Origin of the sequence: Amycolatopsis sp. CB00013 (assembly GCF_001905755.1) — a bacterium.
GTDB lineage: Bacteria > Actinomycetota > Actinomycetes > Mycobacteriales > Pseudonocardiaceae > Amycolatopsis > Amycolatopsis japonica.
This window is the reverse complement of the sequence record NZ_LIWC01000008.1, coordinates 263,864-280,771: the sequence shown is the minus strand read 5'-3', so window position 1 is coordinate 280,771 and position 16,908 is coordinate 263,864. Positions and strand designations below refer to the sequence as shown.

At 69.5% G+C, this 16,908-nt stretch carries 22 protein-coding genes and 1 pseudogene; 14 read left to right on the top strand and 9 right to left on the bottom strand.

All coding sequences use genetic code 11. The annotated features are described in order from the left end of the window. Positions 1 to 25 precede the first annotated feature (25 nt). From AMK34_RS40985 to AMK34_RS40975, 3 genes are read left to right on the top strand one after another with little or no spacing between them, the layout of a single operon-like run. Entirely contained in the window at positions 26 to 328 is a 303-nt protein-coding gene (locus AMK34_RS40985) for an L-rhamnose mutarotase (RefSeq protein ID WP_016336348.1), read from the top strand. Continuing rightward, positions 325 to 1,296, top strand: coding sequence for an aldo/keto reductase (locus tag AMK34_RS40980; RefSeq protein ID WP_073849134.1), 972 nt, complete (start codon positions 325 to 327; stop codon positions 1,294 to 1,296). Before AMK34_RS40985 ends, AMK34_RS40980 begins: the two co-directional genes overlap by 4 nt. Then, positions 1,293 to 2,117: an amidohydrolase family protein gene (locus AMK34_RS40975; protein WP_073849133.1), complete on the top strand. Its 825-nt coding sequence runs from the start codon at positions 1,293 to 1,295 to the stop codon at positions 2,115 to 2,117. Before AMK34_RS40980 ends, AMK34_RS40975 begins: the two co-directional genes overlap by 4 nt. A 281-nt stretch (positions 2,118 to 2,398) precedes the next feature. On the opposite strand, the gene shbA is transcribed toward AMK34_RS40975, so the two are convergent. The 4 genes from shbA to AMK34_RS40955 all read right to left on the bottom strand — a co-directional run bounded on the left by shbA (position 2,399) and on the right by AMK34_RS40955 (position 4,451). Continuing rightward, positions 2,399 to 3,055, bottom strand: a complete 657-nt coding sequence (gene shbA / locus AMK34_RS40970; RefSeq protein ID WP_016336345.1) for an RNA polymerase sigma factor ShbA — start codon at positions 3,053 to 3,055, stop codon at positions 2,399 to 2,401. A gap of 250 nt (positions 3,056 to 3,305) precedes the next feature. Further along, positions 3,306 to 3,608: a DUF202 domain-containing protein gene (locus AMK34_RS40965; protein ID WP_073849132.1), complete on the bottom strand. Its 303-nt coding sequence runs from the start codon at positions 3,606 to 3,608 to the stop codon at positions 3,306 to 3,308. Then, positions 3,605 to 3,955 carry a YidH family protein gene (locus AMK34_RS40960; protein ID WP_038509659.1) on the bottom strand — a complete coding sequence of 117 codons (351 nt, stop codon included), beginning with the start codon at positions 3,953 to 3,955 and terminating at the stop codon, positions 3,605 to 3,607. Before AMK34_RS40960 ends, AMK34_RS40965 begins: the two co-directional genes overlap by 4 nt. A gap of 40 nt (positions 3,956 to 3,995) precedes the next feature. Continuing rightward, positions 3,996 to 4,451 carry a GtrA family protein gene (locus tag AMK34_RS40955; RefSeq protein ID WP_073849131.1) on the bottom strand — a complete coding sequence of 152 codons (456 nt, stop codon included), beginning with the start codon at positions 4,449 to 4,451 and terminating at the stop codon, positions 3,996 to 3,998. Positions 4,452 to 4,623: 172 nt separating this feature from the next. On the opposite strand from AMK34_RS40955, the pseudogene AMK34_RS40950 reads away from it, so the two are divergent. Further along, positions 4,624 to 4,824, top strand: a pseudogene (locus AMK34_RS40950) (hypothetical protein); the annotation flags it as partial. Between the two features lie 96 nt (positions 4,825 to 4,920). Further along, positions 4,921 to 5,232 (top strand): hypothetical protein, encoded by a 312-nt coding sequence (locus AMK34_RS40945; RefSeq protein ID WP_005153325.1) that lies wholly within the window; start codon positions 4,921 to 4,923, stop codon positions 5,230 to 5,232. Positions 5,233 to 5,260: 28 nt separating this feature from the next. On the opposite strand, the gene AMK34_RS40940 is transcribed toward AMK34_RS40945, so the two are convergent. Both AMK34_RS40940 and AMK34_RS40935 read right to left on the bottom strand, forming a co-directional pair. Further along, positions 5,261 to 6,385, bottom strand: coding sequence for a glycerate kinase (locus AMK34_RS40940; RefSeq protein WP_073849130.1), 1,125 nt, complete (start codon positions 6,383 to 6,385; stop codon positions 5,261 to 5,263). Then, a complete protein-coding gene (locus AMK34_RS40935) occupies positions 6,382 to 7,347 on the bottom strand; it encodes a 2-hydroxyacid dehydrogenase (protein WP_038509665.1) in 966 nt (321 codons plus the stop codon). Before AMK34_RS40935 ends, AMK34_RS40940 begins: the two co-directional genes overlap by 4 nt. A 158-nt stretch (positions 7,348 to 7,505) precedes the next feature. Between AMK34_RS40935 and AMK34_RS40930 the strand changes: the two genes are divergently transcribed. Beyond that, positions 7,506 to 8,033 (top strand): hypothetical protein, encoded by a 528-nt coding sequence (locus tag AMK34_RS40930; RefSeq protein ID WP_073849129.1) that lies wholly within the window; start codon positions 7,506 to 7,508, stop codon positions 8,031 to 8,033. On the opposite strand, the gene AMK34_RS40925 is transcribed toward AMK34_RS40930, so the two are convergent. The 3 genes from AMK34_RS40925 to AMK34_RS40915 form a co-directional block, all read right to left on the bottom strand. Further along, positions 8,034 to 8,717 (bottom strand): type 1 glutamine amidotransferase domain-containing protein, encoded by a 684-nt coding sequence (locus tag AMK34_RS40925; protein ID WP_073849128.1) that lies wholly within the window; start codon positions 8,715 to 8,717, stop codon positions 8,034 to 8,036. Continuing rightward, complete coding sequence (locus AMK34_RS40920) at positions 8,714 to 9,631, bottom strand: acetoacetate decarboxylase family protein (protein WP_073849127.1); 918 nt, start codon at positions 9,629 to 9,631, stop codon at positions 8,714 to 8,716. The genes AMK34_RS40925 and AMK34_RS40920 overlap by 4 nt, the downstream gene beginning before the upstream one ends. 72 nt (positions 9,632 to 9,703) lie before the next feature. After that, positions 9,704 to 10,240, bottom strand: a complete 537-nt coding sequence (locus AMK34_RS40915) for a TetR/AcrR family transcriptional regulator (RefSeq protein ID WP_228694900.1) — start codon at positions 10,238 to 10,240, stop codon at positions 9,704 to 9,706. 101 nt (positions 10,241 to 10,341) lie between these two features. Between AMK34_RS40915 and AMK34_RS40910 the strand changes: the two genes are divergently transcribed. The 8 genes from AMK34_RS40910 (at position 10,342) to pcaC (ending at position 16,905) form a co-directional block, all read left to right on the top strand. Further along, the gene (locus AMK34_RS40910) at positions 10,342 to 11,601 is read left to right on the top strand and encodes an NADH:flavin oxidoreductase/NADH oxidase family protein (RefSeq protein ID WP_073849126.1); all 1,260 of its coding nucleotides are present in this window, start codon (positions 10,342 to 10,344) and stop codon (positions 11,599 to 11,601) included. A 68-nt stretch (positions 11,602 to 11,669) separates the two neighbouring features. Continuing rightward, complete coding sequence (locus AMK34_RS40905) at positions 11,670 to 12,479, top strand: CoA transferase subunit A (protein WP_073849125.1); 810 nt, start codon at positions 11,670 to 11,672, stop codon at positions 12,477 to 12,479. Then, positions 12,476 to 13,231, top strand: coding sequence for a CoA-transferase subunit beta (locus tag AMK34_RS40900; protein WP_037342182.1), 756 nt, complete (start codon positions 12,476 to 12,478; stop codon positions 13,229 to 13,231). Before AMK34_RS40905 ends, AMK34_RS40900 begins: the two co-directional genes overlap by 4 nt. Next, positions 13,228 to 14,406 carry a thiolase family protein gene (locus AMK34_RS40895; protein ID WP_073849124.1) on the top strand — a complete coding sequence of 393 codons (1,179 nt, stop codon included), beginning with the start codon at positions 13,228 to 13,230 and terminating at the stop codon, positions 14,404 to 14,406. Before AMK34_RS40900 ends, AMK34_RS40895 begins: the two co-directional genes overlap by 4 nt. 28 nt (positions 14,407 to 14,434) lie before the next feature. After that, positions 14,435 to 15,169, top strand: a complete 735-nt coding sequence (gene pcaH, locus AMK34_RS40890; RefSeq protein ID WP_037342185.1) for a protocatechuate 3,4-dioxygenase subunit beta — start codon at positions 14,435 to 14,437, stop codon at positions 15,167 to 15,169. Continuing rightward, entirely contained in the window at positions 15,169 to 15,717 is a 549-nt protein-coding gene (pcaG, locus tag AMK34_RS40885; protein ID WP_038509680.1) for a protocatechuate 3,4-dioxygenase subunit alpha, read from the top strand. Before pcaH ends, pcaG begins: the two co-directional genes overlap by 1 nt. Next, entirely contained in the window at positions 15,710 to 16,504 is a 795-nt protein-coding gene (gene pcaD, locus AMK34_RS40880; protein WP_073849123.1) for a 3-oxoadipate enol-lactonase, read from the top strand. Before pcaG ends, pcaD begins: the two co-directional genes overlap by 8 nt. Further along, the gene (pcaC, locus tag AMK34_RS40875) at positions 16,501 to 16,905 is read left to right on the top strand and encodes a 4-carboxymuconolactone decarboxylase (RefSeq protein ID WP_038509685.1); all 405 of its coding nucleotides are present in this window, start codon (positions 16,501 to 16,503) and stop codon (positions 16,903 to 16,905) included. The genes pcaD and pcaC overlap by 4 nt, the downstream gene beginning before the upstream one ends. Positions 16,906 to 16,908: the final 3 nt, after the last annotated feature.

The window sequence follows — 16,908 nt, the reverse complement described above, 5'->3', positions numbered from 1 at the left end:
GACCCACGGTGTCGCACTACAAAGAGTGGCACTCCACACCCGGCTGAAGCCGGGCAAGGAGGCCGAATACGAGTCGGTCCACGCCGTCATCCCGCCCGACCTGGACGAAGCCCTGCGCGGCGCGGGTGTGCGTTCGTGGCGGATCTGGCGGGACGGTCTCGACCTGTTCCACGTGGTCGAGGTCGAGGATTACGCGAAGATGCGCGCGGTCCTGCGCGATCATCCGGCCAACATTCCCTGGCAGGCGCGGATGTCCGAACTGCTCGACGTCGAAGACGACTACTCGGGCAACGATTCGGGTATCGGCCTCGTCTGGGAGCTTCCGTGAAGATTCCCCTGTCCCCGCTGGGGCTCGGCTGCGCGCAGCTGGGCAACCTGTACCACGCCATCACCGACGAGACGGCCGAAGCGACCGTCCGCCAGGCGTGGGACGAAGGCATCCGCTACTTCGACACCGCCCCGCACTACGGGCTCGGGCTGTCGGAACGACGGCTGGGCGCGGCGCTTTCGGCGTATCCCCGCGCGGACTTCGTGGTGTCGACCAAGGTCGGCCGGGTACTGGAGCCCGATCCCGACGGCGCTTCGCGGACCGACTCGCAAGGTTTCGTCGTTCCCGCCGCGTACAAACGACGGTGGGACTTCAGCCGCGACGGGATCCTCCGGTCGCTTGAGGACAGTCTGGATCGGCTCGGGCTCGACCGCGTCGACGTCGTCTACGTGCACGACCCCGACGAGCACTTCGAGGACACCGTCAACGGAGCCTTCCCCGCGCTGCTCGAACTGCGCGAGCAGGGTGTCGTCGATGCCATCGGCGCCGGGATGAACCAGGCGCCGATGCTCGCGGAATTCGTCCGCCGGTTCGATCTCGACGTGATCCTGCTGGCGGGCCGGTACACCCTGCTCGACCAGCCCGCCCTCGACGATCTCCTCCCGCTGTGCGCGGAACGCGGGGTGGACGTGGTGGCGGGCGGCGCGTTCAACGCCGGGATCCTCGCCACCGCGACGCCGGGCACGATGTACGACTACGCCGAGGCCCCCGCTGAGCTGGTCGAACGCGCCCAGCTGATCGCCGAGGTCTGCGCGCGGCACGGTGTCGAACTCCCGCAAGCCGCGCTGGCGCTGCCCGCCGCGCATCCGTCGGTGGTGTCCGTCGTCGTCGGCGCGCACGATCCGGGCCAGGTCCGGCTCAACGCCGAACGCTTCCGCCGCCCGGTGCCGCGCGAGTTGTGGACGGACCTGATCCGTGCGGGACTGTTGCGTGAGGACACCGTGCTGCGGGAGGAAGGACAGTCGTGATCGACGCGCACCACCACCTTTGGGACCCGTCGCGGCGGGACTACCCGTGGATGACGGGCACGGCGCTGGAACCGATCCGGCGTCCGTACACAGTGGACGATCTCCGCGCGGTGACGAAGGCGGCGGGGGTGAAGGGGACCGTGCTGGTGCAGACGGTCTCGTCGGAGGAGGAGACGCGCGAGTTCCTTTCCGCGGCGCGGGATGAACCGCTGATCGCCGGCGTCGTCGGCTGGACCGACCTCGCCGCTCCCGACGTCGCGGAGCGCGTGGCCGCGTTTTCCGGGCCGCTGGTGGGAATCCGGCACCAGGTCGAGGACGAGCCGGACCCGTCGTGGCTGACGCGGCCCGAGGTCCTGCGCGGTCTCGCCGCCCTCGGCGAGGCCGGGCTGGCGTACGACCTCCTGGTGAAACCGCCGCAGCTTCCCGCGGCCCTCGCCGCCGCGAAAGCGTTGCCGGATCAGGTTTTCGTCCTCGACCACGCCGCGAAGCCGCCGATCGCCTCGGGCGAATGGCAGCCGTGGGCGGACGGTGTCGCGGCCTTGGGGGAGCTGGACAACGTGTACTGCAAGCTTTCGGGGCTGGTGACCGAGGCGGACTGGGCACGGTGGAAGGTCGGCCAGCTGGCGCGCTGGTCCGAGCACGTGCTGGAGTCGTTCGGGGCTTCGCGGCTGATGTTCGGCTCCGACTGGCCGGTCTGCGAACTGGCGGCCGCGTACGAAGTCGTCGTGGACACGGCGTTTTCGCTGACGGGTTCGCTGAGCGACGCCGAACGGCTGGACTTCTTCGACGGGACGGCGCGGCGGGCTTATCGCCTCACGTGAGAGACAAGGACGTCTGGCCGAGTGGGGAGGATTCGGGACGCTGAACGTCCGAAATCTTCCCCGCTCACCGGCCTCGGCTCCGCCAGGACGGTGTCAAGAAATCACTTTCGCAACGTCCGCCCCGCATTAGACGCAGCGAAAGCTCCCCTCAGTCCATCAGGCGCCTTCACAAGACACGACGAAACCCCGGCGGGAAACCGGGGGAAGGAAGAAAGTGGGCGGCGCGGGGTCCGGGCGCCTGAGAACCGCCGATCGACGACCTGCGGCAGGGGGAAGAAAGATCAGAACTCGTCCTGCTTGACCATCGTCCGCAGGCGGGCCAGTGCGCGGTGCTGCGTCACGCGCACGTTGCCGGCGGAGATCCCGAGTGCCTCGGCGGTCTCGGCGGCGGACAGGCCGACGGCGATCCGGAGGGCGAGGATCTCCTGCTGCACCCGCGGGAGGGTGGAGAGCAGGCGGTTGAGGCGGGCACCGAGGTCCAGGTGCAGGGCGTGGGTTTCGGGCTCGTTGTCGCCGATGGGCCGCTCCGGCAGTTCCGGTACCGGTTCCGACCGGTCGCGGGAGACGGCGCGGTAGGCGTCGGCGACCTTGTTGGCGGCGATGGCGTGCACGAGATAGAGGAACGAACCGCCGCGATCCTGGTAGCCGGGCAGTGCCTTCAGCACCGCCATGCACACTTCCTGCGCGACGTCGTCCGCCGACAGGTAGGACAGGTCGCGGCCGCCCATTCTGGCGCGGCAGTACCGGACCACGACGGGGCCGATCATCCGCAGCAGGGACTGGATCGCGGCGGGATTCCCGTCGCCCGCGTCCTTGACGAGGGGATCGAGGTCCTCCTTCGTCAGCCGTCCGCCCGGTCGAGGCAGGTGCTCCGGAGTCGTGTATCCGGGGACCGCATCGGGGGTGACGGTTCTGGACGCGCTTGAAGTTGCTTGCATGGTCGTCCTCCCCGGCCGACCCTGCGACCGTCGCTGTCGAGGGGTCAACACTCCGTAACGATTGAGGGCGGCAGATGCTCCGTAAGATCAGATTCATCTGCCGCCGTTGCGACGCAGCGTAATCGTAAGCGCCGATCGGACGGCAGTAAAGATTTCAACTAGAGATAGCCCATTCGCCGGAGTCGGCTTAATACAACCGAGACTCTGCGTCGCGAAAAGAGGCTTCGGCGTCGCTGGATGTGTGCGGGACTTAGCGCACCGCGATCAGTGCGGCCGCCGTCGCTACGACGAGTGCCGACGTTGTGACAGCAAGGATCGGGTTAAGAGGTTTCGGGGTTTCCGGACGGCGCAGTGCTCGTTCACGGATCGCGCCGACGGCGGCCAAGGTGATCACCATGGCCCCCGCGAAGGCGACCGGGATGACCGCCGTGCCCCATCCTCGCCGGGCCGCGGTGTGCAAAAGCAGGAGTGTGCAGGCAGTAGCCGCGAGCGCGGTCCGGCGCCAGGCGAGCCCCGTCCGTTCCGCTTGCGCTCCGTGATCGGCCGGGCTCACGAGAAGACGACCAGCGCCGCGGCGGTCAGGGTGATCACGAGGATTCCGGCGGTCAGCAGGAGCAGCATCCCGCTCTTCGGCAGCGGCTGCCCCGCGCGCATCGCGGTCTGCACCCGACGCCAGCGCGGATAGGCGCTCGCCGCGAGGACGGCGGCCAGCACGACGCACAGCCCCGCCAGGACGGTGCTCAGTGCGTTCGGGTCGGGGACCAGTTGGTGGACGGCGACACCGCCGGCCAGCAGGCCCAGCGCCGTCCGGAGCCAGGCGAGGAAGGTCCGTTCGTTGGCGAGCGTGAAGCGGTAGTCGGGTTCCGAACCGCCGTCGTGCGGGCCGTTGATCTCTGCCACGCGATGAAGACTAGGCGGTGTCCGGCCGGCCGGACACCGCCTAGGCGTTCCGCCGCGCGAAGACCCACCAGCGAAGAACCGCGAAGCGTGCGATGCCGCCCACGACACTGGCCGCGAGCAGCGCGCCGGTCTGTTCCAGTGCGGTGGGCTCGGTGATCACCGCGTCGAGGGACGCGAGCACGATCGAGCCGTACACGGCGTAGAAGGCGAAGGTCGCCAGATCCTGGAAATGCCGCTTGCCCGCGTGACTCTTGCGGGTGGCGAAGGTGACCCGGCGGTGGAACTCGGTGTTCCCGACGGTGGTGACCGCGAGGGCGACCAGGTTGGCCAACTGCGGGCCGAGGATCGGCTGCAGGAGGAGGAACAACACCGCCTGCAGGCCGGTGGCGGCGACACCGGCGACGACGTACCAAGCGGCGTGGTTGCCGAGTTCGTGGTGCCGCTCCGGCGCGCGCCGGATGATCCGGTGCCCTGGCGCCCACCTGGTGGTGGTCATACCGACGACGCTACTCCTTGTTTCACAAACTTGTGAAGCTGATGAACCACCTGAGAAACTGTGATCCCCGCGACAGCACCGCCGTTTGGCCTGCGGAGACGCCGGGTAAGCCACAGGGACGGGGTCGAGTACAGCACGCCCCCGTCAACGTCCGACCAGGAGGGAGCGGCCGATGAGCGACCGTGAGACCGCGGAGCCGGAAACGTTGGATCCCAGCGAAGCGCTCGACGAGGACGAACTCCGTGTCGACCCGCTCGAAGAAGGCGTCGAACCGCCCGAGCACTGGAGCGGGGCCGACCGGTTCGGGACCACGCCGGCGGAGATCCGCGAAGGGGAGTCGCATGCCATGCGGCTGGCCGAAGAGGAGCCGGACGTCGGCGAAAAATGATCTTCACTCAGACGGCGGGCCATGCCGACACCCCCTAGCGTGGTCGGTCAAGTGCAAGACCGCGACGAAGGAAGGGCAGAGATGCTGACAGTCACCGAAGCCGCCGCCGAGGCGATCACCGCACTGACCGGGCAGGAGAACGGCCAGGACGGAGGCGGGCTGCGGTTCGCCATGCATTCCCAGCAGGGGGACAGTCCCCAGCTCGCGGTTTCCGTCGCTCCGGAGCCGGAAAGCGGCGACAAGGTCCTCGGCGCCGACGGCGGCCCGAAGGTGTTCTTGGAGCCGGAAGCGGCCGCGTTGCTCGACGACAAGGTCCTCGACGTCCAGCAGGACGAAACCGGCGAAGTCGCCTTCGCCGTACTCCCGCAGGCTCAGCCTCAGCCCGGTAGCTGAGCCCGCGGGCAGGCGTCGCTGCCCAGGCTCAAGTACGGGCCCAGGCGCGGACCAGCTCGCCGGCTCGCTCGCGCAGGAGCTCCGCCGCGTGCGCACGCGCGTGGTCGAGTGAAGGCGCGTGGTCGATCAGGGCGGCGCTGCCCACGACCCCGAGGCCGGTGAGCTGGCCCTCGTCCAGCTGGATCCGCCCGGCCAGCACCATCAGCGGTACCGCGTGTTCCCGTGCGCGGGCCGCGATGCCCGCCGGTGCCTTGCCGTCGAGGCTCTGCTCGTCCAGCGAGCCTTCGCCGGTGATGACGAGGTCGGCGTGTTCGATGGCGCCGGCGACTCCGGTGAGCCCGGCGATGAGCTGGAAACCGGATTCGACGCTCGCGCCGAGTCCCGCGATCGCGCCCGCCGCCACCCCGCCGCCCGCGCCCGCTCCGGGAACGTCGGAGACATCGGGTGCACCGGCGTTCCGCAACGCCTGCGCCCAGCGGGACAGGGATTCGTCCAGTTGCTCGACTTCGCGTGGGCCCGCGCCTTTCTGCGGGCCGAAGATCGCGGCCGCGCCACGAGGGCCGAGCAGCGGGTTCGTGACGTCGGTGGCGACGGCGACCTCGACGGAGCGGAGCCGTTCACGCACCGGGCCGAGTTCGGCCAGCGCGACCCGGCCCAGCGTGCCGCCGCCGAGCCCGACCGGCGCGCCGAACGCGTCGAAGACCCCGGCACCCAGTGCAGCCAGCATCCCGGCGCCGCCGTCGGTGCTCGCCGTCCCGCCGACGGTCAGCACCAGCCGTCGCGCGCCGTTGTCGAGCGCGTGCGCGAGCAGTTCCCCGACGCCCCAGGTGTGCGCGGCGAGCGCCACCTCCGGGCTCGGCTCGACGAACTCGATCCCGCAGGCGCGGGCCGATTCGATGTAGGCCGTGCCGTCGAGGGTCACGTAGCGGGCGTCGACGGTGTCGTCGAGCGGCCCGCGGACGGGGAGTTCCACGAGACGGCCACCCGCCGCGACGAGGACGTCGAGCGTTCCTTCGCCGCCGTCGGCGACCGGGCAGGACGAGACCTCGGCTTCGGGCAGCGCGTCGCGGACGCCGTGGGCGATCGCCTCCGCGGCCTCGACCGCGGTCAAGCTTCCCTTGAACTTGTCGGGCGCGATGACCACACGAGTCATGGACGAACCTCCGTCAGCGGGTTTCCGCCGGTGAGTACCGACGCGACGTTCTCGGCCGCGAGCACGGCCATGGCAGTACGGGTCTCGACCGTCGCCGATCCGAGATGCGGCGTCAAGACGACGTTTTCGCGATCCAGCAGGCGTGGTTCGACCTCGGGTTCGGCTTCGAAGACGTCGAGGCCGGCACCGGCGATTTCCCCGGCTTCGAGCGCGTCGGCCAGCGCGGCCTCGTGGACGACGGGACCGCGCGTGGTGTTGATCAGGTACGCGCCCGGTTTCATCGCCTTCAGCGCGTCCGCGTCGACGAGATGCCGGGTCTCCGGCGTCAGCGGACAGTGAAGAGACACGACGTCGGAGCTTCGCAGCAGTTCGTCGAAGGGCACGTACTTCGCGCCCAAGGTCTTCTCGACGTCTTCGGCGGCCCTCGATCGTCCTGAGTAGACGATCCGCATGCCGAAACCGAGCGCCCGCCGCGCGACCGCCTGCCCGATCTGTCCGAGCCCGACGATCCCGAGTGTCTTGTCCTGCAGTGAGGAGCCGAGCAGGAAACCCAAGTGGAACGACCAGGGCGTGCGGGAGCGGATCAGCCGTTCGCCCTCGCCGAGCCGTCGCGTGACCGCGAGGATCAGCCCGAACGCCAGATCCGCGGTGGCGTCGGTGAGCACGCCGGGGGTGTTGGTGACGGTGATGCCGCGGCCGGCCAGTGCCGGGACGTCGATGTTGTCGTAGCCGACGGCCACGTTCGCCACGACCTTCAGGTCCGGGCCCGCCGCGTCGGCGACCTCTCCGTCGATCCGGTCGTGCAGCATGCCGACGATCGCGGACGAGCCGCGGACGAACTCACGCAGTTCGTCCGGCGTCAGCGGCCGGTCGGCGCGCGACAGTTTCACCTCCCCGGCCTCGGCGAGCACTTTCAGCGCTTCGTCGGGAATCCACCGGGTCACCGCGATCGTCGAGGTCACGCGCCCAGCCTAGTGGGCAGCAGTTGGTATCCCAAATATGGAAATCCCCGTTATGAGGGAGGCGCTTCCCCTGCGCGGGGGAGTCGTCACCGTCCGGCACCCCGGGATCGTGAGAGGCGCGGAAACGCTCCGCGACCAGGGGATTCAAGGGGTGGAACATGAAACGATCACGAGAACTCGCGGCCGTCGGTGCCGCGATGGTCCTCGCCACGACACTTGTCGCGGCCGGTCCGGCGTCGGGCGAGGAAGCGGGCAAGGGCAAACCGGCCGAGCCGAGTCTCGTCGGCAGCGCCAAGATGCTGCGCAAGGACGGTCAGGACGTCCGGTTCGCCTTCGACGCGCACGGTCTCTTCCCGGAGAGCCGGGGGACGTTCCGGGTGAGCCACGTGGGCGACGGGTTCTCCGCCTACTTTCGCGGCAGGATCGACTGCCTGGTCGTCGGCGGCCCGGTCGCCGTCGTCACCGGCATCGTCGAGGACACGGACGTCCCCGGTCTCAAGGACCGCCGGGTCGGGATGACGGTGTACGACAACGGCAAGCGCGACCGGCTCGGCTACAGCTGGGGTCCGGATCCCGAGCACCAGCAGATCGTCCCGCCGTGCCTGAGCAGCGCGACCTTCGAACGGGTCGAAAGCGGGGATTTCAAGGCCGTCGAATGGTTCCCGCCCGGCAGTGGGCTCGGCTGATCACAGCAGCTCCGCCACCTTCTTCGCCGTCTCCTTCGCGGATCCAGGGTTCTGGCCGGTCACCAGATTGTCGTCGACCACCGCGTAGGAGACGAAGGGCAGCTTGGCCTTTTCGTAGTGCGCGCCGCGTTTCTTCATCTCTTCTTCGGCGTTGTAGGGCACGAGCTTGTCCACCTTCGCGAGGATTTCCTCGCGCCAGGCGAAGCCGGTGACCTTGCGGCCCGCGACGAGATATGAACCGTCGGACAGCCTCGTGTTCAGCAGGCCGCAGTAACCGTGGCAGACGGAGGAAACGATGCCGCCGCGTTCGAAGATCTCGCGGGTGATCCGTTGCAGGCCTTCGCTGTCGGGGAAGTCGTACATGACCGCGTGGCCGCCGGTGAAGTAGATCGCGTCGAAGTCCGCCGAGTCGATTTCGTCCGGGGCGGCGGTGTTCTCCAGCAACGCCATCCGGTCCGGGTCGGCGTGCCAGGCCTTGGCGGTCTTGTCGTAGTTGGGGAACTTCAGCGATCGGGGTTCGAGCGGCGATCGTCCGCCTCGCGGGCTGACGATCGTCTGCTCGAAACCGCGCTCGGCGAAGACGTGGAAGGCATGGGTGAGCTCGGACAGCCACAACCCGGTCGGGTGGGAAGGATCGTCGTAGTGGCCGACGTTGGTGACGACGGTCAGAACGCGTTTGGTCATTTGCGGGCCTCCTGTTCCCGGACGGAGGTGGGGACCGGCATGTGGAGCGCGAGCTGCCCTTCGGTCATCACGTCGAGGCGGATCGGCTTGCGGGGGTTGAGCGAGCGAAGGTCATCGGAGAGACGTCCCTCGCCCAGCCGGAGGCCGACGCCGCGCGGGAACGTCGCGCTTCCGGCCGAGAGGACGTTGGTCTGGCTCAGCGTCGCATGCCACGCGTTCCCGATGGTGGTGTACGACGTGAGGCTCGAAACCTGCTCGCCGGACTTGTGCGTGGTTTGGCGTGGCGTCGCCACCGAAAGGGCGAGATCGGTTTCGCCGCGGTCGTTCGCGACGCGCGCTTCGGTGCGTTCGGCGTCGATGTCGACGTCGAGGCTCGTCACCCATTTCGGGAATCCGTAGCCGTCGTGGCCGCGGACCTGGGCGATGTCGGAGCTGACCGGAAGGGACAGCACGTACGAGTGAAGGTGTTCGTTCTTGAGGCCGGTCACGAGATCGAAGAAGCCGAGCCGTCCGTGCCGGGCGGGCCGGACCGCGATGCCCACCGCTGCCTCGGTGTAGAAGTCGATGTCGCAGACGTCGTACCGGAACACCATCACCGACACCAGGCCGAGGCCCGGCGCGACCTCCAGTGGCGCGAGCTCTTCGGGGAGACGGCGCCGGATCGCCCGGGAAGGCGCCGTCAACGTCAGCCGGGCCGTCGCGATCCGGTAGTAGAAGTTGGGCGTCAGCGTCGGGCCGATCGGGGAGTCGACCCGCGCCTTGGGGAGGCGCCGGAAGAAGTCGACGCCGCTCACGCGCGGGTCGGCGGCGACGGTGTCGAGATCGATGTCCATGCGGTAGCGGTCGTACAGGCCGCCTTTCGGGACGTCGACCGCGCGTCCACCCAGATCGACGGTGACCGTTTCCTGTGTCATCGGATCTCCCGGGATGTTTACAATGCTTACATTCGAGACCCTAAGCGTCGATGTGAGCACTGTCAACACCGGTTAGCGTGCTCGTGCCGCCAGGATCGCGGTGAACGCGGCGCGCACCTGCTCGGCGATCTCGTCGTCCGACTCCACCTGGAGTTTGCCGTCCAGGAACAGGTACGCGAGCCCGTGGGCGAGTGCCCAGCCCGCCGAGGCGAGGGCGTCCGAAGGCTCGGAGAACACGTGCGTCATCGCCAGTCGCAGGAGTTCGTGGATGTCCGCCGCGGCCTGGACGCGTTCGTTGCTCCCCGTGTCGCAGGCGTTCCCGAACATGAGGCGGAACAACGCCGGGCGACGCAAGGCGAAGTCGACGTAGGCGACCGCGAGTTCGGCGAGATCCTCTACTGAGGCCGGGAGTTCGCGCCCCTGTGCGAGGTCTTCTTTCAGGTCGCGCAGGCCTTGCGCGGCCAATGCCGACTCCAGGGCATCCCTGTCGGCGAAGTGCCGGTACGGCGCTGTCGCCGAAACGCCCGCTTCGCGTGCGACGGCGCGCAAGGAGAACTGTTCGCCGGCTTCGAGCATGCGCATCGCCGTGGTCAGCAGTGACGCTCTCAAGTCGCCGTGATGGTAGCCACTCTTCGTCGATGTTGACACTGCTTACATCCCCTTCCTATGCTCATGTGAGCAATGTAAACATACCTCGTTCGGGAGCAGGGATGTCATCTGCAGTCGAGAAAACCTCCTCGCCGGTCTTCGAGCCGCTCACCCTTCCCGGTGGCTCGACGCTGCCGAACCGCCTGGTGAAGGCCGCGATGGAGGAGAACATGGCGAGCCGTGGGCAGCTGCCCGGCAAGTCCTTGTTCGAGCTGTATCGCCGGTGGAGCGAGGGTGGGGCGGGCCTGCTCATCACCGGCAACGTCATGGTCCACGCGGAGGCGCTCACCGGGCCGGCCGGTGTCGTCCTCGACGCGGACTCGCCGCTGGAACCGTTCCGGCGGTGGGCGTCGGCGGCCAAGAGCGGCGGCGCGCGGGTGTGGATGCAGATCAACCATCCGGGACGTCAGGTGCGGGCGGACATGCCCGGGGTCGCCTGGGGCCCGTCGGCCGTCCGGGTCGACGTCGGCAAGAACAGCAAGCGGTTCGCCGAGCCGGTCGAGATGTCCGCGCGGCAGATCGAGGAGACCGTGGCGCGGTTCGCCGAGACCGCCCGTCGCGCCGAAGAGGCGGGTTTCGACGGCGTCGAGATCCACGCGGCGCACGGCTATCTCCTCTCGCAGTTTCTTTCCCCGCTGGCCAATCGCCGTGAAGACCGGTGGGGTGGAAGCCTGGAGAACCGGGCGGCGTTCCTGCTCGACGTCGTCCGCGCGGTCCGCGCCGTCGTGGCGCCCGGGTTCGCCGTGGCCGTCAAGCTCAACTCCGCGGATTTCCAGCGGGGTGGTTTCGATGCCGACGACGCCGCGTCGGTCATCTCGATGCTCGCGCCGCTCGGTGTCGACCTGGTCGAACTGTCAGGTGGCAGCTACGAGAGCCCGGCGATGACCGGGCAGTCCGGCGACGACCGAACCCGGGCGAGGGAGGCCTATTTCCTGTCGCTCGCCGAGCAACTCGTCCGGACCAGTGCGCTGCCGCTGATGCTGACCGGTGGCGTGGTCCGCAGGCGCGTCGCGGAAGAAGTCCTGGCGAGCGGCGTGGAACTCGTCGGCATGGGCACCGCCTTGGCCGTCGACCCGGGGCTGCCCGCGAAGTGGCGGCACGACGCGGACGCCGCCGTGGAACTCGCGCCGGTCCGGATCGGCGACAAGGCCGTCGCGTCCGCCGCGAGCATGGCGCGCGTCCGGCGGCAGCTTCGTCGGCTCGGCGCGGGACGGCGTACCAGGCCCGGCGTGGATCCGAAGGTGGCGCTCGTGGTGGAAACGGTTCTGCAGGCCTTGGCGCTGCGCCGCTATCGCGCTTGGTTGCACGCTCGCGTCGGCTGAGCTATGTTCATATGCAGAACATGTGTGCGCGATCCGAACAGCATCATGGACGGCCTGGGAGGGTGGGGATGGCGGAGCTGCTGTCGTTGAAGGAAGCCGTGGCACGGCTGGTGCACGACGGTGACACCGTCGCGCTCGAGGGCTTCACGCACCTCATCCCCGTGGCCGCCGGCCACGAGATCATCCGTCAGGGCCGCACCGGCCTGACGTTGGTCCGCATGACGCCGGACATCGTCTACGACCAGCTCATCGGCGCGGGCTGCGCGAGCAAGCTGATCTTCTCGTGGGGCGGCAATCCCGGGGTCGGCTCGCTGCACCGGTTCCGTGACGCGGTCCAGCACTCCTGGCCGGTGCCACTGGAGATAGAGGAACACAGCCACGCGGGCATGGCGAATCGGTACGTCGCCGGTGCTTCGGGCCTGCCGTTCGCCGTCCTGCGCGGCTACACCGGCACCGATCTCCCGGCCCAGACCGAAACGATCAAACCCATCACCTGCCCGTTCACCGGTGAGCGGCTGGCGGCGGTCCCCGCGCTCAACCCGGACGTCACGATCGTCCACGCCCAGCGCGCGGACAGGGCCGGAAACGTCCAGATCTGGGGCATCACCGGCGTCCAGAAGGAGGCGGTGCTCGCGGCGAAACGGTCGCTGGTCACCGTCGAAGAGGTCGTCGACGAGCTGGAGCCCCGGCCGGGCGCGATCGTCCTTCCGTCGTGGGCCGTCACCGCCGTGGCCGAGGTGCCCGGCGGAGCGAGGCCGTCGTACGCGGCTGGCTACTACGAACGGGACAACGACGCCTACCAGGCATGGGACGCGATCGGCCGGGACAGGGAGAGTTTCACCCGCTGGCTCGACGAGCTGACGGGAGTGAAGGCATGACCGAGTACACCTCCGACGAGATGATGAGCGTCGCCGCGGCCCGCGCGCTCGGCGACGGGATGTCCTGTTTCGTCGGCATCGGCCTGCCCAGCACGGCCGCCAACCTGGCTCGCCGCGGGCACGCGCCGAACCTGACACTGATCTACGAATCCGGTTGCCTCGGCGCCAAACCGACCAGGCTCCCGCTGTCCATCGGCGACGGCGAACTCGCCGACACCGCGGACGCCGTGGTCAGCGTCCCCGAGGTCTTCAACTACTGGCTCCAGCCGGGGCGGATCGACGTCGGCTTCCTGGGCGCCGCCCAACTGGACAAGTTCGGCAACATCAACACCACCGTCATCGGCCCGGACTACGCCAACCCCAAGGTGCGTCTCCCGGGCGCGGGCGGGGCGCCGGAGATCGCCGCTTCCTGTCGCGAGGTGTTCGTGGTGCTCAGGCAGAGCCCCCGCACGTTCGTCGAGAAGGTCGACTTCGTGACGTCGTTCGGCCACGGCACCGGCAAGGGTGATCGCGAACGCCTCGGCCTCCCCGGCGCCGGGCCGACGCTGGTGGTCACCGACCTCGGCCTGATGCGGCCCGACCCGGAGACCGCCGAGCTCACGCTCACCGAACTGCACCCCGGTGTAGAGGTCGATCAGGTGGTCGAAGCGACCGGGTGGAAACTGAAGGTGTCCGGCGACCTGGGCACCACCCCGGCGCCGACCGAGGCAGAACTCCGCATCCTCCGAGACCTCAAAAGGGCGAGCGCATGACCGACGTCTTCCTGTTCGACGCCATCCGTACCCCGTTCGGCAAGTACGGCGGCGCCCTGTCCGGGGTGCGCCCGGACGACCTCGCCGCCACCGTGCTGCGGGCGCTGGCCGAGCGCAACGACCTCGACCCGGCCACCGTCGACGAGGTCGTGCTCGGCGACGCCAACGGCGCGGGCGAGGACAACCGCAACGTCGCGCGGATGGCGGCGCTGCTGGCGGGCTGGCCGACCACCGTGCCCGGCGCCACGGTGAACCGGCTGTGCGGCTCGGGCCTCGACGCCGTCATGCAGGCCAGCCGGACGATCCAGGTCGGCGACGCCTCGCTCGCGGTCGCCGGCGGGGTCGAGTCGATGAGCCGCTCGCCGCTGGTCATGCAGAAACCGGAGAAGGCCTTCCCGGCGGGCAACCAGACGCTGTACTCCACCGCGCTGGGCTGGCGCATGGTCAACCCGAAGATGCCCGAGCAGTGGACGGTCTCGCTCGGCGAGTCCACCGAGCAGCTCGCGGAGCGCTACGGCATCGGCCGCGACGAGCAGGACGCGTTCGCCGTCCGCAGCCACGTCAACGCCGCCCGCGCCTGGGACGAGGGCTTCTACGACGACCACGTCGTCCCGGTCGAGGGGGTCGAACTCACCCGCGACGAAGGTATCCGGCCGGACTCCAGCCCGGAGAAGCTCGCGAAGCTGAAGCCCGTCTTCCGTCCACAAGGGACGGTCACGGCCGCGAACGCGTCGCCGCTGAACGACGGCGCCTCCGCGCTGCTGCTCGGCGACGAGGCCGCGGGCAAGCGGCTGGGCAAGGCGCCGCTGGCCCGGATCGCCGGCCGGGGCGCGGCGGGTGTCGATCCGGACGTCTTCGGCATCGGCCCGGTGCGCGCGGCCGAGATCGCCTTGGAGCGGGCCGGGATCGGCTGGGAGGACCTGGCCGCGGTGGAGCTGAACGAGGCCTTCGCCGCGCAGTCGCTGGCCTGTCTGCGGGACTGGTCGAAGCTCGACCCGGAGATCGTCAACGTGAACGGCGGCGCGATCGCGATCGGGCATCCGCTGGGCGCCTCCGGCGGCCGGATCGTCGGCACCCTGGCCCACCACCTGCGCCGCACCGGCGGCCGATGGGGTCTGGCCGCCATCTGCATCGGCGTCGGCCAGGGGCTGGCCATCGTCGTCGAAGCCCAGTGACCCACTGATCCGCGCTGGAGGGAACAGCATGTCGGCACCCGCAGAACTGAGGCTCCCGCGCTACCGGCGCGATCCGGAGGGCACGCATCCGCCGCTCGATTCCGCCGGCTACCGGTCGACGGCGCTGCGGCACCCCAAGGAGCCGTTGATCGTGCTCCCGCATCTGCTGACCGAGGTCACCGGGCCCGCGCTGGGCCCTGGCCGGATCGGCGAGTTCGACAACGACCTCACCAAGGGGCACGCGGGGGAGCCGCAGGGTCAGCGGATCATCGTCACCGGGCGGCTGCTCGACGGCGACGGCCGGCCGATCCGCGATTCGCTCGTCGAGATCTGGCAGGCGAACGCGGGCGGCCGGTACCGGCACACCGGCGACCGCTGGCCGTCGCCGCTGGACCCGAACTTCGACGGCGCGGGCCGGACGCTCACCGACTCCGAAGGGCGCTACACCTTCACCACCGTCAAACCGGGCGCGTATCCGTGGAAGAACCACGACAACGCCTGGCGGCCGGCGCATATCCACTTCTCCGTCTTCGGCAGCGCGTTCACCCAGCGGCTGGTCACCCAGATGTACTTCCCGGAAGACCCGCTGTTCTCGCAGGACCCGATCTTCAACTCCATCCCGGACGAGAAGGCGCGGCAGCGGATGATCGCGCGCTTCGACCTCGACCGCACGGAGGCCGAGTGGGCGCTGGCCTTCCAGTTCGACATCGTCGTACGCGGCCGGGAGGCTTCGGTCTTCGAAGACGAGGAGGACGAGCACTGATGCCGGAGACGACGCCTTCCCAGACCGTCGGCCCGTACCTGTCGATCGGCCTGCCCTGGGCGGACGGGCCGGACGTCGTCCCCGCGGACGAACCGGCCGCGATCCGTATCCACGGCCGTGTCCTCGACGGCGCGGGCGAACCGGTGCCGGACGCGATGATCGAGACCTGGCAGGCCGACGCCGACGGCCGGTTCGACCACCCCGACGACCCGCGCGGAGCGGTCGCGAGCGGGTTCCGGGGCTTCGGCCGCTGCCCCACCGACCCGAACGGCGACTACGAGATCCGGACGATCATGCCCGGCTCGCTGCCCGGACCGGCAGGCGGCGAGCAGGCGCCGCATATCGACGTCTCGGTATTCGCACGCGGGCTCCTGCACCGGGTGGTCACGCGGATCTACTTCGAGGACAACGACAACTCCGGGGATCCGGTGCTGGCGTCGGTCCCGGAGGAGCGCCAAGGCACCTTGATCGCCACCAAGACCGGTGAGGGCTACCGGTTCGACATCCGGTTGCAGGGCGAAGGGGAGACGGTGTTCTTCGATGTCTAGGTCTTCGAGGTCCGAGCCGGTGAAGGTGCACAGCGTCGCGGAGGGGCCCGCCGACGGCCCGGTCGTGGTGTTCAGCGGATCGCTCGGCAGCGATCATCGCATGTGGGAACCGCAGGTGAAACCCTTGGTGGCGCAGGGTTTCCGGGTGATCCGGTACGACACCCGCGGGCACGGCGCGTCCCCGGTGCCTGCCGGGCCGTACACACTCGCGGATCTCGGCGGTGACCTGCTCGCGCTGCTCGACGAGCACGGTGCCGAACGAGCCCATGTCGTCGGGCTGTCGCTCGGCGGGATGACCGGGATGTGGCTCGGCGTCAACGCGCCGGACCGGATCGCGAGTCTCGTGCTGTGCTGCACGTCCGCGAAACTCGGCCCGCCGAGTATGTGGGCGGACCGGGCGAAGACGGTCCGGGAGCACGGCACCGCGGCGGTCGCCGAGGCCGGGGTCGGCCGCTGGCTGACCCCCGGGTACGCCGCCGCGTATCCGGAACAGGCCGAGTACCTGCGCGAGATGATCGCGGGCGTCCCCGCCGAGGGCTACGCGGCGTCCTGCCAGGCCATCGAACGGATGGACCTCGTCGACGATCTGCCCAAGATCGCGGCGCGGACCCTGGTCATCGCCGGGGCCCAGGATCCGGCCACCCCGGTCGAGCACGCCGAGGTGATCGCCGGCGGCATCCCGGACGCGCGGCTCGAGGTCGTCGAAGACGCCGCGCATCTGGGGAGTTTCGAGCAGCCGGAGCGGTTCAGCGCGTTGATCCTCGAACATCTGGAGGCCGTCCGATGAGCGAAGACCCCTACGAGACCGGCATGCGGGTGCGCCGCGAGGTCCTCGGGGACGAGCACGTCGATCGAGCCGTGGCGCGCACCACGGAGTTCAGCCGCCCGTTCCAGGACTACATCACCCGGGGCGCCTGGGGATCGGTCTGGTCGCGGGACGGGCTCGACCGCAAAACCCGCAGCTGCGTCACCCTGGCCGCGCTCACCGCGCTGCACGCCCACGACGAACTCGCGATGCACGTCCGCGCCGCCGTCCACAATGGACTCACCGCGCAAGAGATCTCCGAGGTGCTGCTGCACACCGCCGTCTACGCGGGCGCCCCGGCCGCCAACGCGGCGTTCGCGGTGGCCCAGCGGGTACTGGCCGAACTCGGTGAGCCTGCGGCCCGGAAGGAAGGTGACAGTTAGGGT

Coding starts and splice junctions, on each gene's coding strand:
- shbA (WP_016336345.1), bottom strand. CDS start 3,055: ATGCAAGCAACTTCAAGCGCGTCCAGAACCGTCACCCCCGATGCGGTC.
- AMK34_RS40955 (WP_073849131.1), bottom strand. CDS start 4,451: ATGACCACCACCAGGTGGGCGCCAGGGCACCGGATCATCCGGCGCGCG.
- AMK34_RS40945 (WP_005153325.1), top strand. CDS start 4,921: ATGCTGACAGTCACCGAAGCCGCCGCCGAGGCGATCACCGCACTGACC.
- AMK34_RS40940 (WP_073849130.1), bottom strand. CDS start 6,385: ATGACTCGTGTGGTCATCGCGCCCGACAAGTTCAAGGGAAGCTTGACC.
- AMK34_RS40930 (WP_073849129.1), top strand. CDS start 7,506: ATGAAACGATCACGAGAACTCGCGGCCGTCGGTGCCGCGATGGTCCTC.
- AMK34_RS40925 (WP_073849128.1), bottom strand. CDS start 8,717: ATGACCAAACGCGTTCTGACCGTCGTCACCAACGTCGGCCACTACGAC.
- AMK34_RS40920 (WP_073849127.1), bottom strand. CDS start 9,631: ATGACACAGGAAACGGTCACCGTCGATCTGGGTGGACGCGCGGTCGAC.
- AMK34_RS40910 (WP_073849126.1), top strand. CDS start 10,342: ATGTCATCTGCAGTCGAGAAAACCTCCTCGCCGGTCTTCGAGCCGCTC.
- AMK34_RS40905 (WP_073849125.1), top strand. CDS start 11,670: ATGGCGGAGCTGCTGTCGTTGAAGGAAGCCGTGGCACGGCTGGTGCAC.
- AMK34_RS40900 (WP_037342182.1), top strand. CDS start 12,476: ATGACCGAGTACACCTCCGACGAGATGATGAGCGTCGCCGCGGCCCGC.
- AMK34_RS40895 (WP_073849124.1), top strand. CDS start 13,228: ATGACCGACGTCTTCCTGTTCGACGCCATCCGTACCCCGTTCGGCAAG.
- pcaH (WP_037342185.1), top strand. CDS start 14,435: ATGTCGGCACCCGCAGAACTGAGGCTCCCGCGCTACCGGCGCGATCCG.
- pcaG (WP_038509680.1), top strand. CDS start 15,169: ATGCCGGAGACGACGCCTTCCCAGACCGTCGGCCCGTACCTGTCGATC.
- pcaD (WP_073849123.1), top strand. CDS start 15,710: ATGTCTAGGTCTTCGAGGTCCGAGCCGGTGAAGGTGCACAGCGTCGCG.
- pcaC (WP_038509685.1), top strand. CDS start 16,501: ATGAGCGAAGACCCCTACGAGACCGGCATGCGGGTGCGCCGCGAGGTC.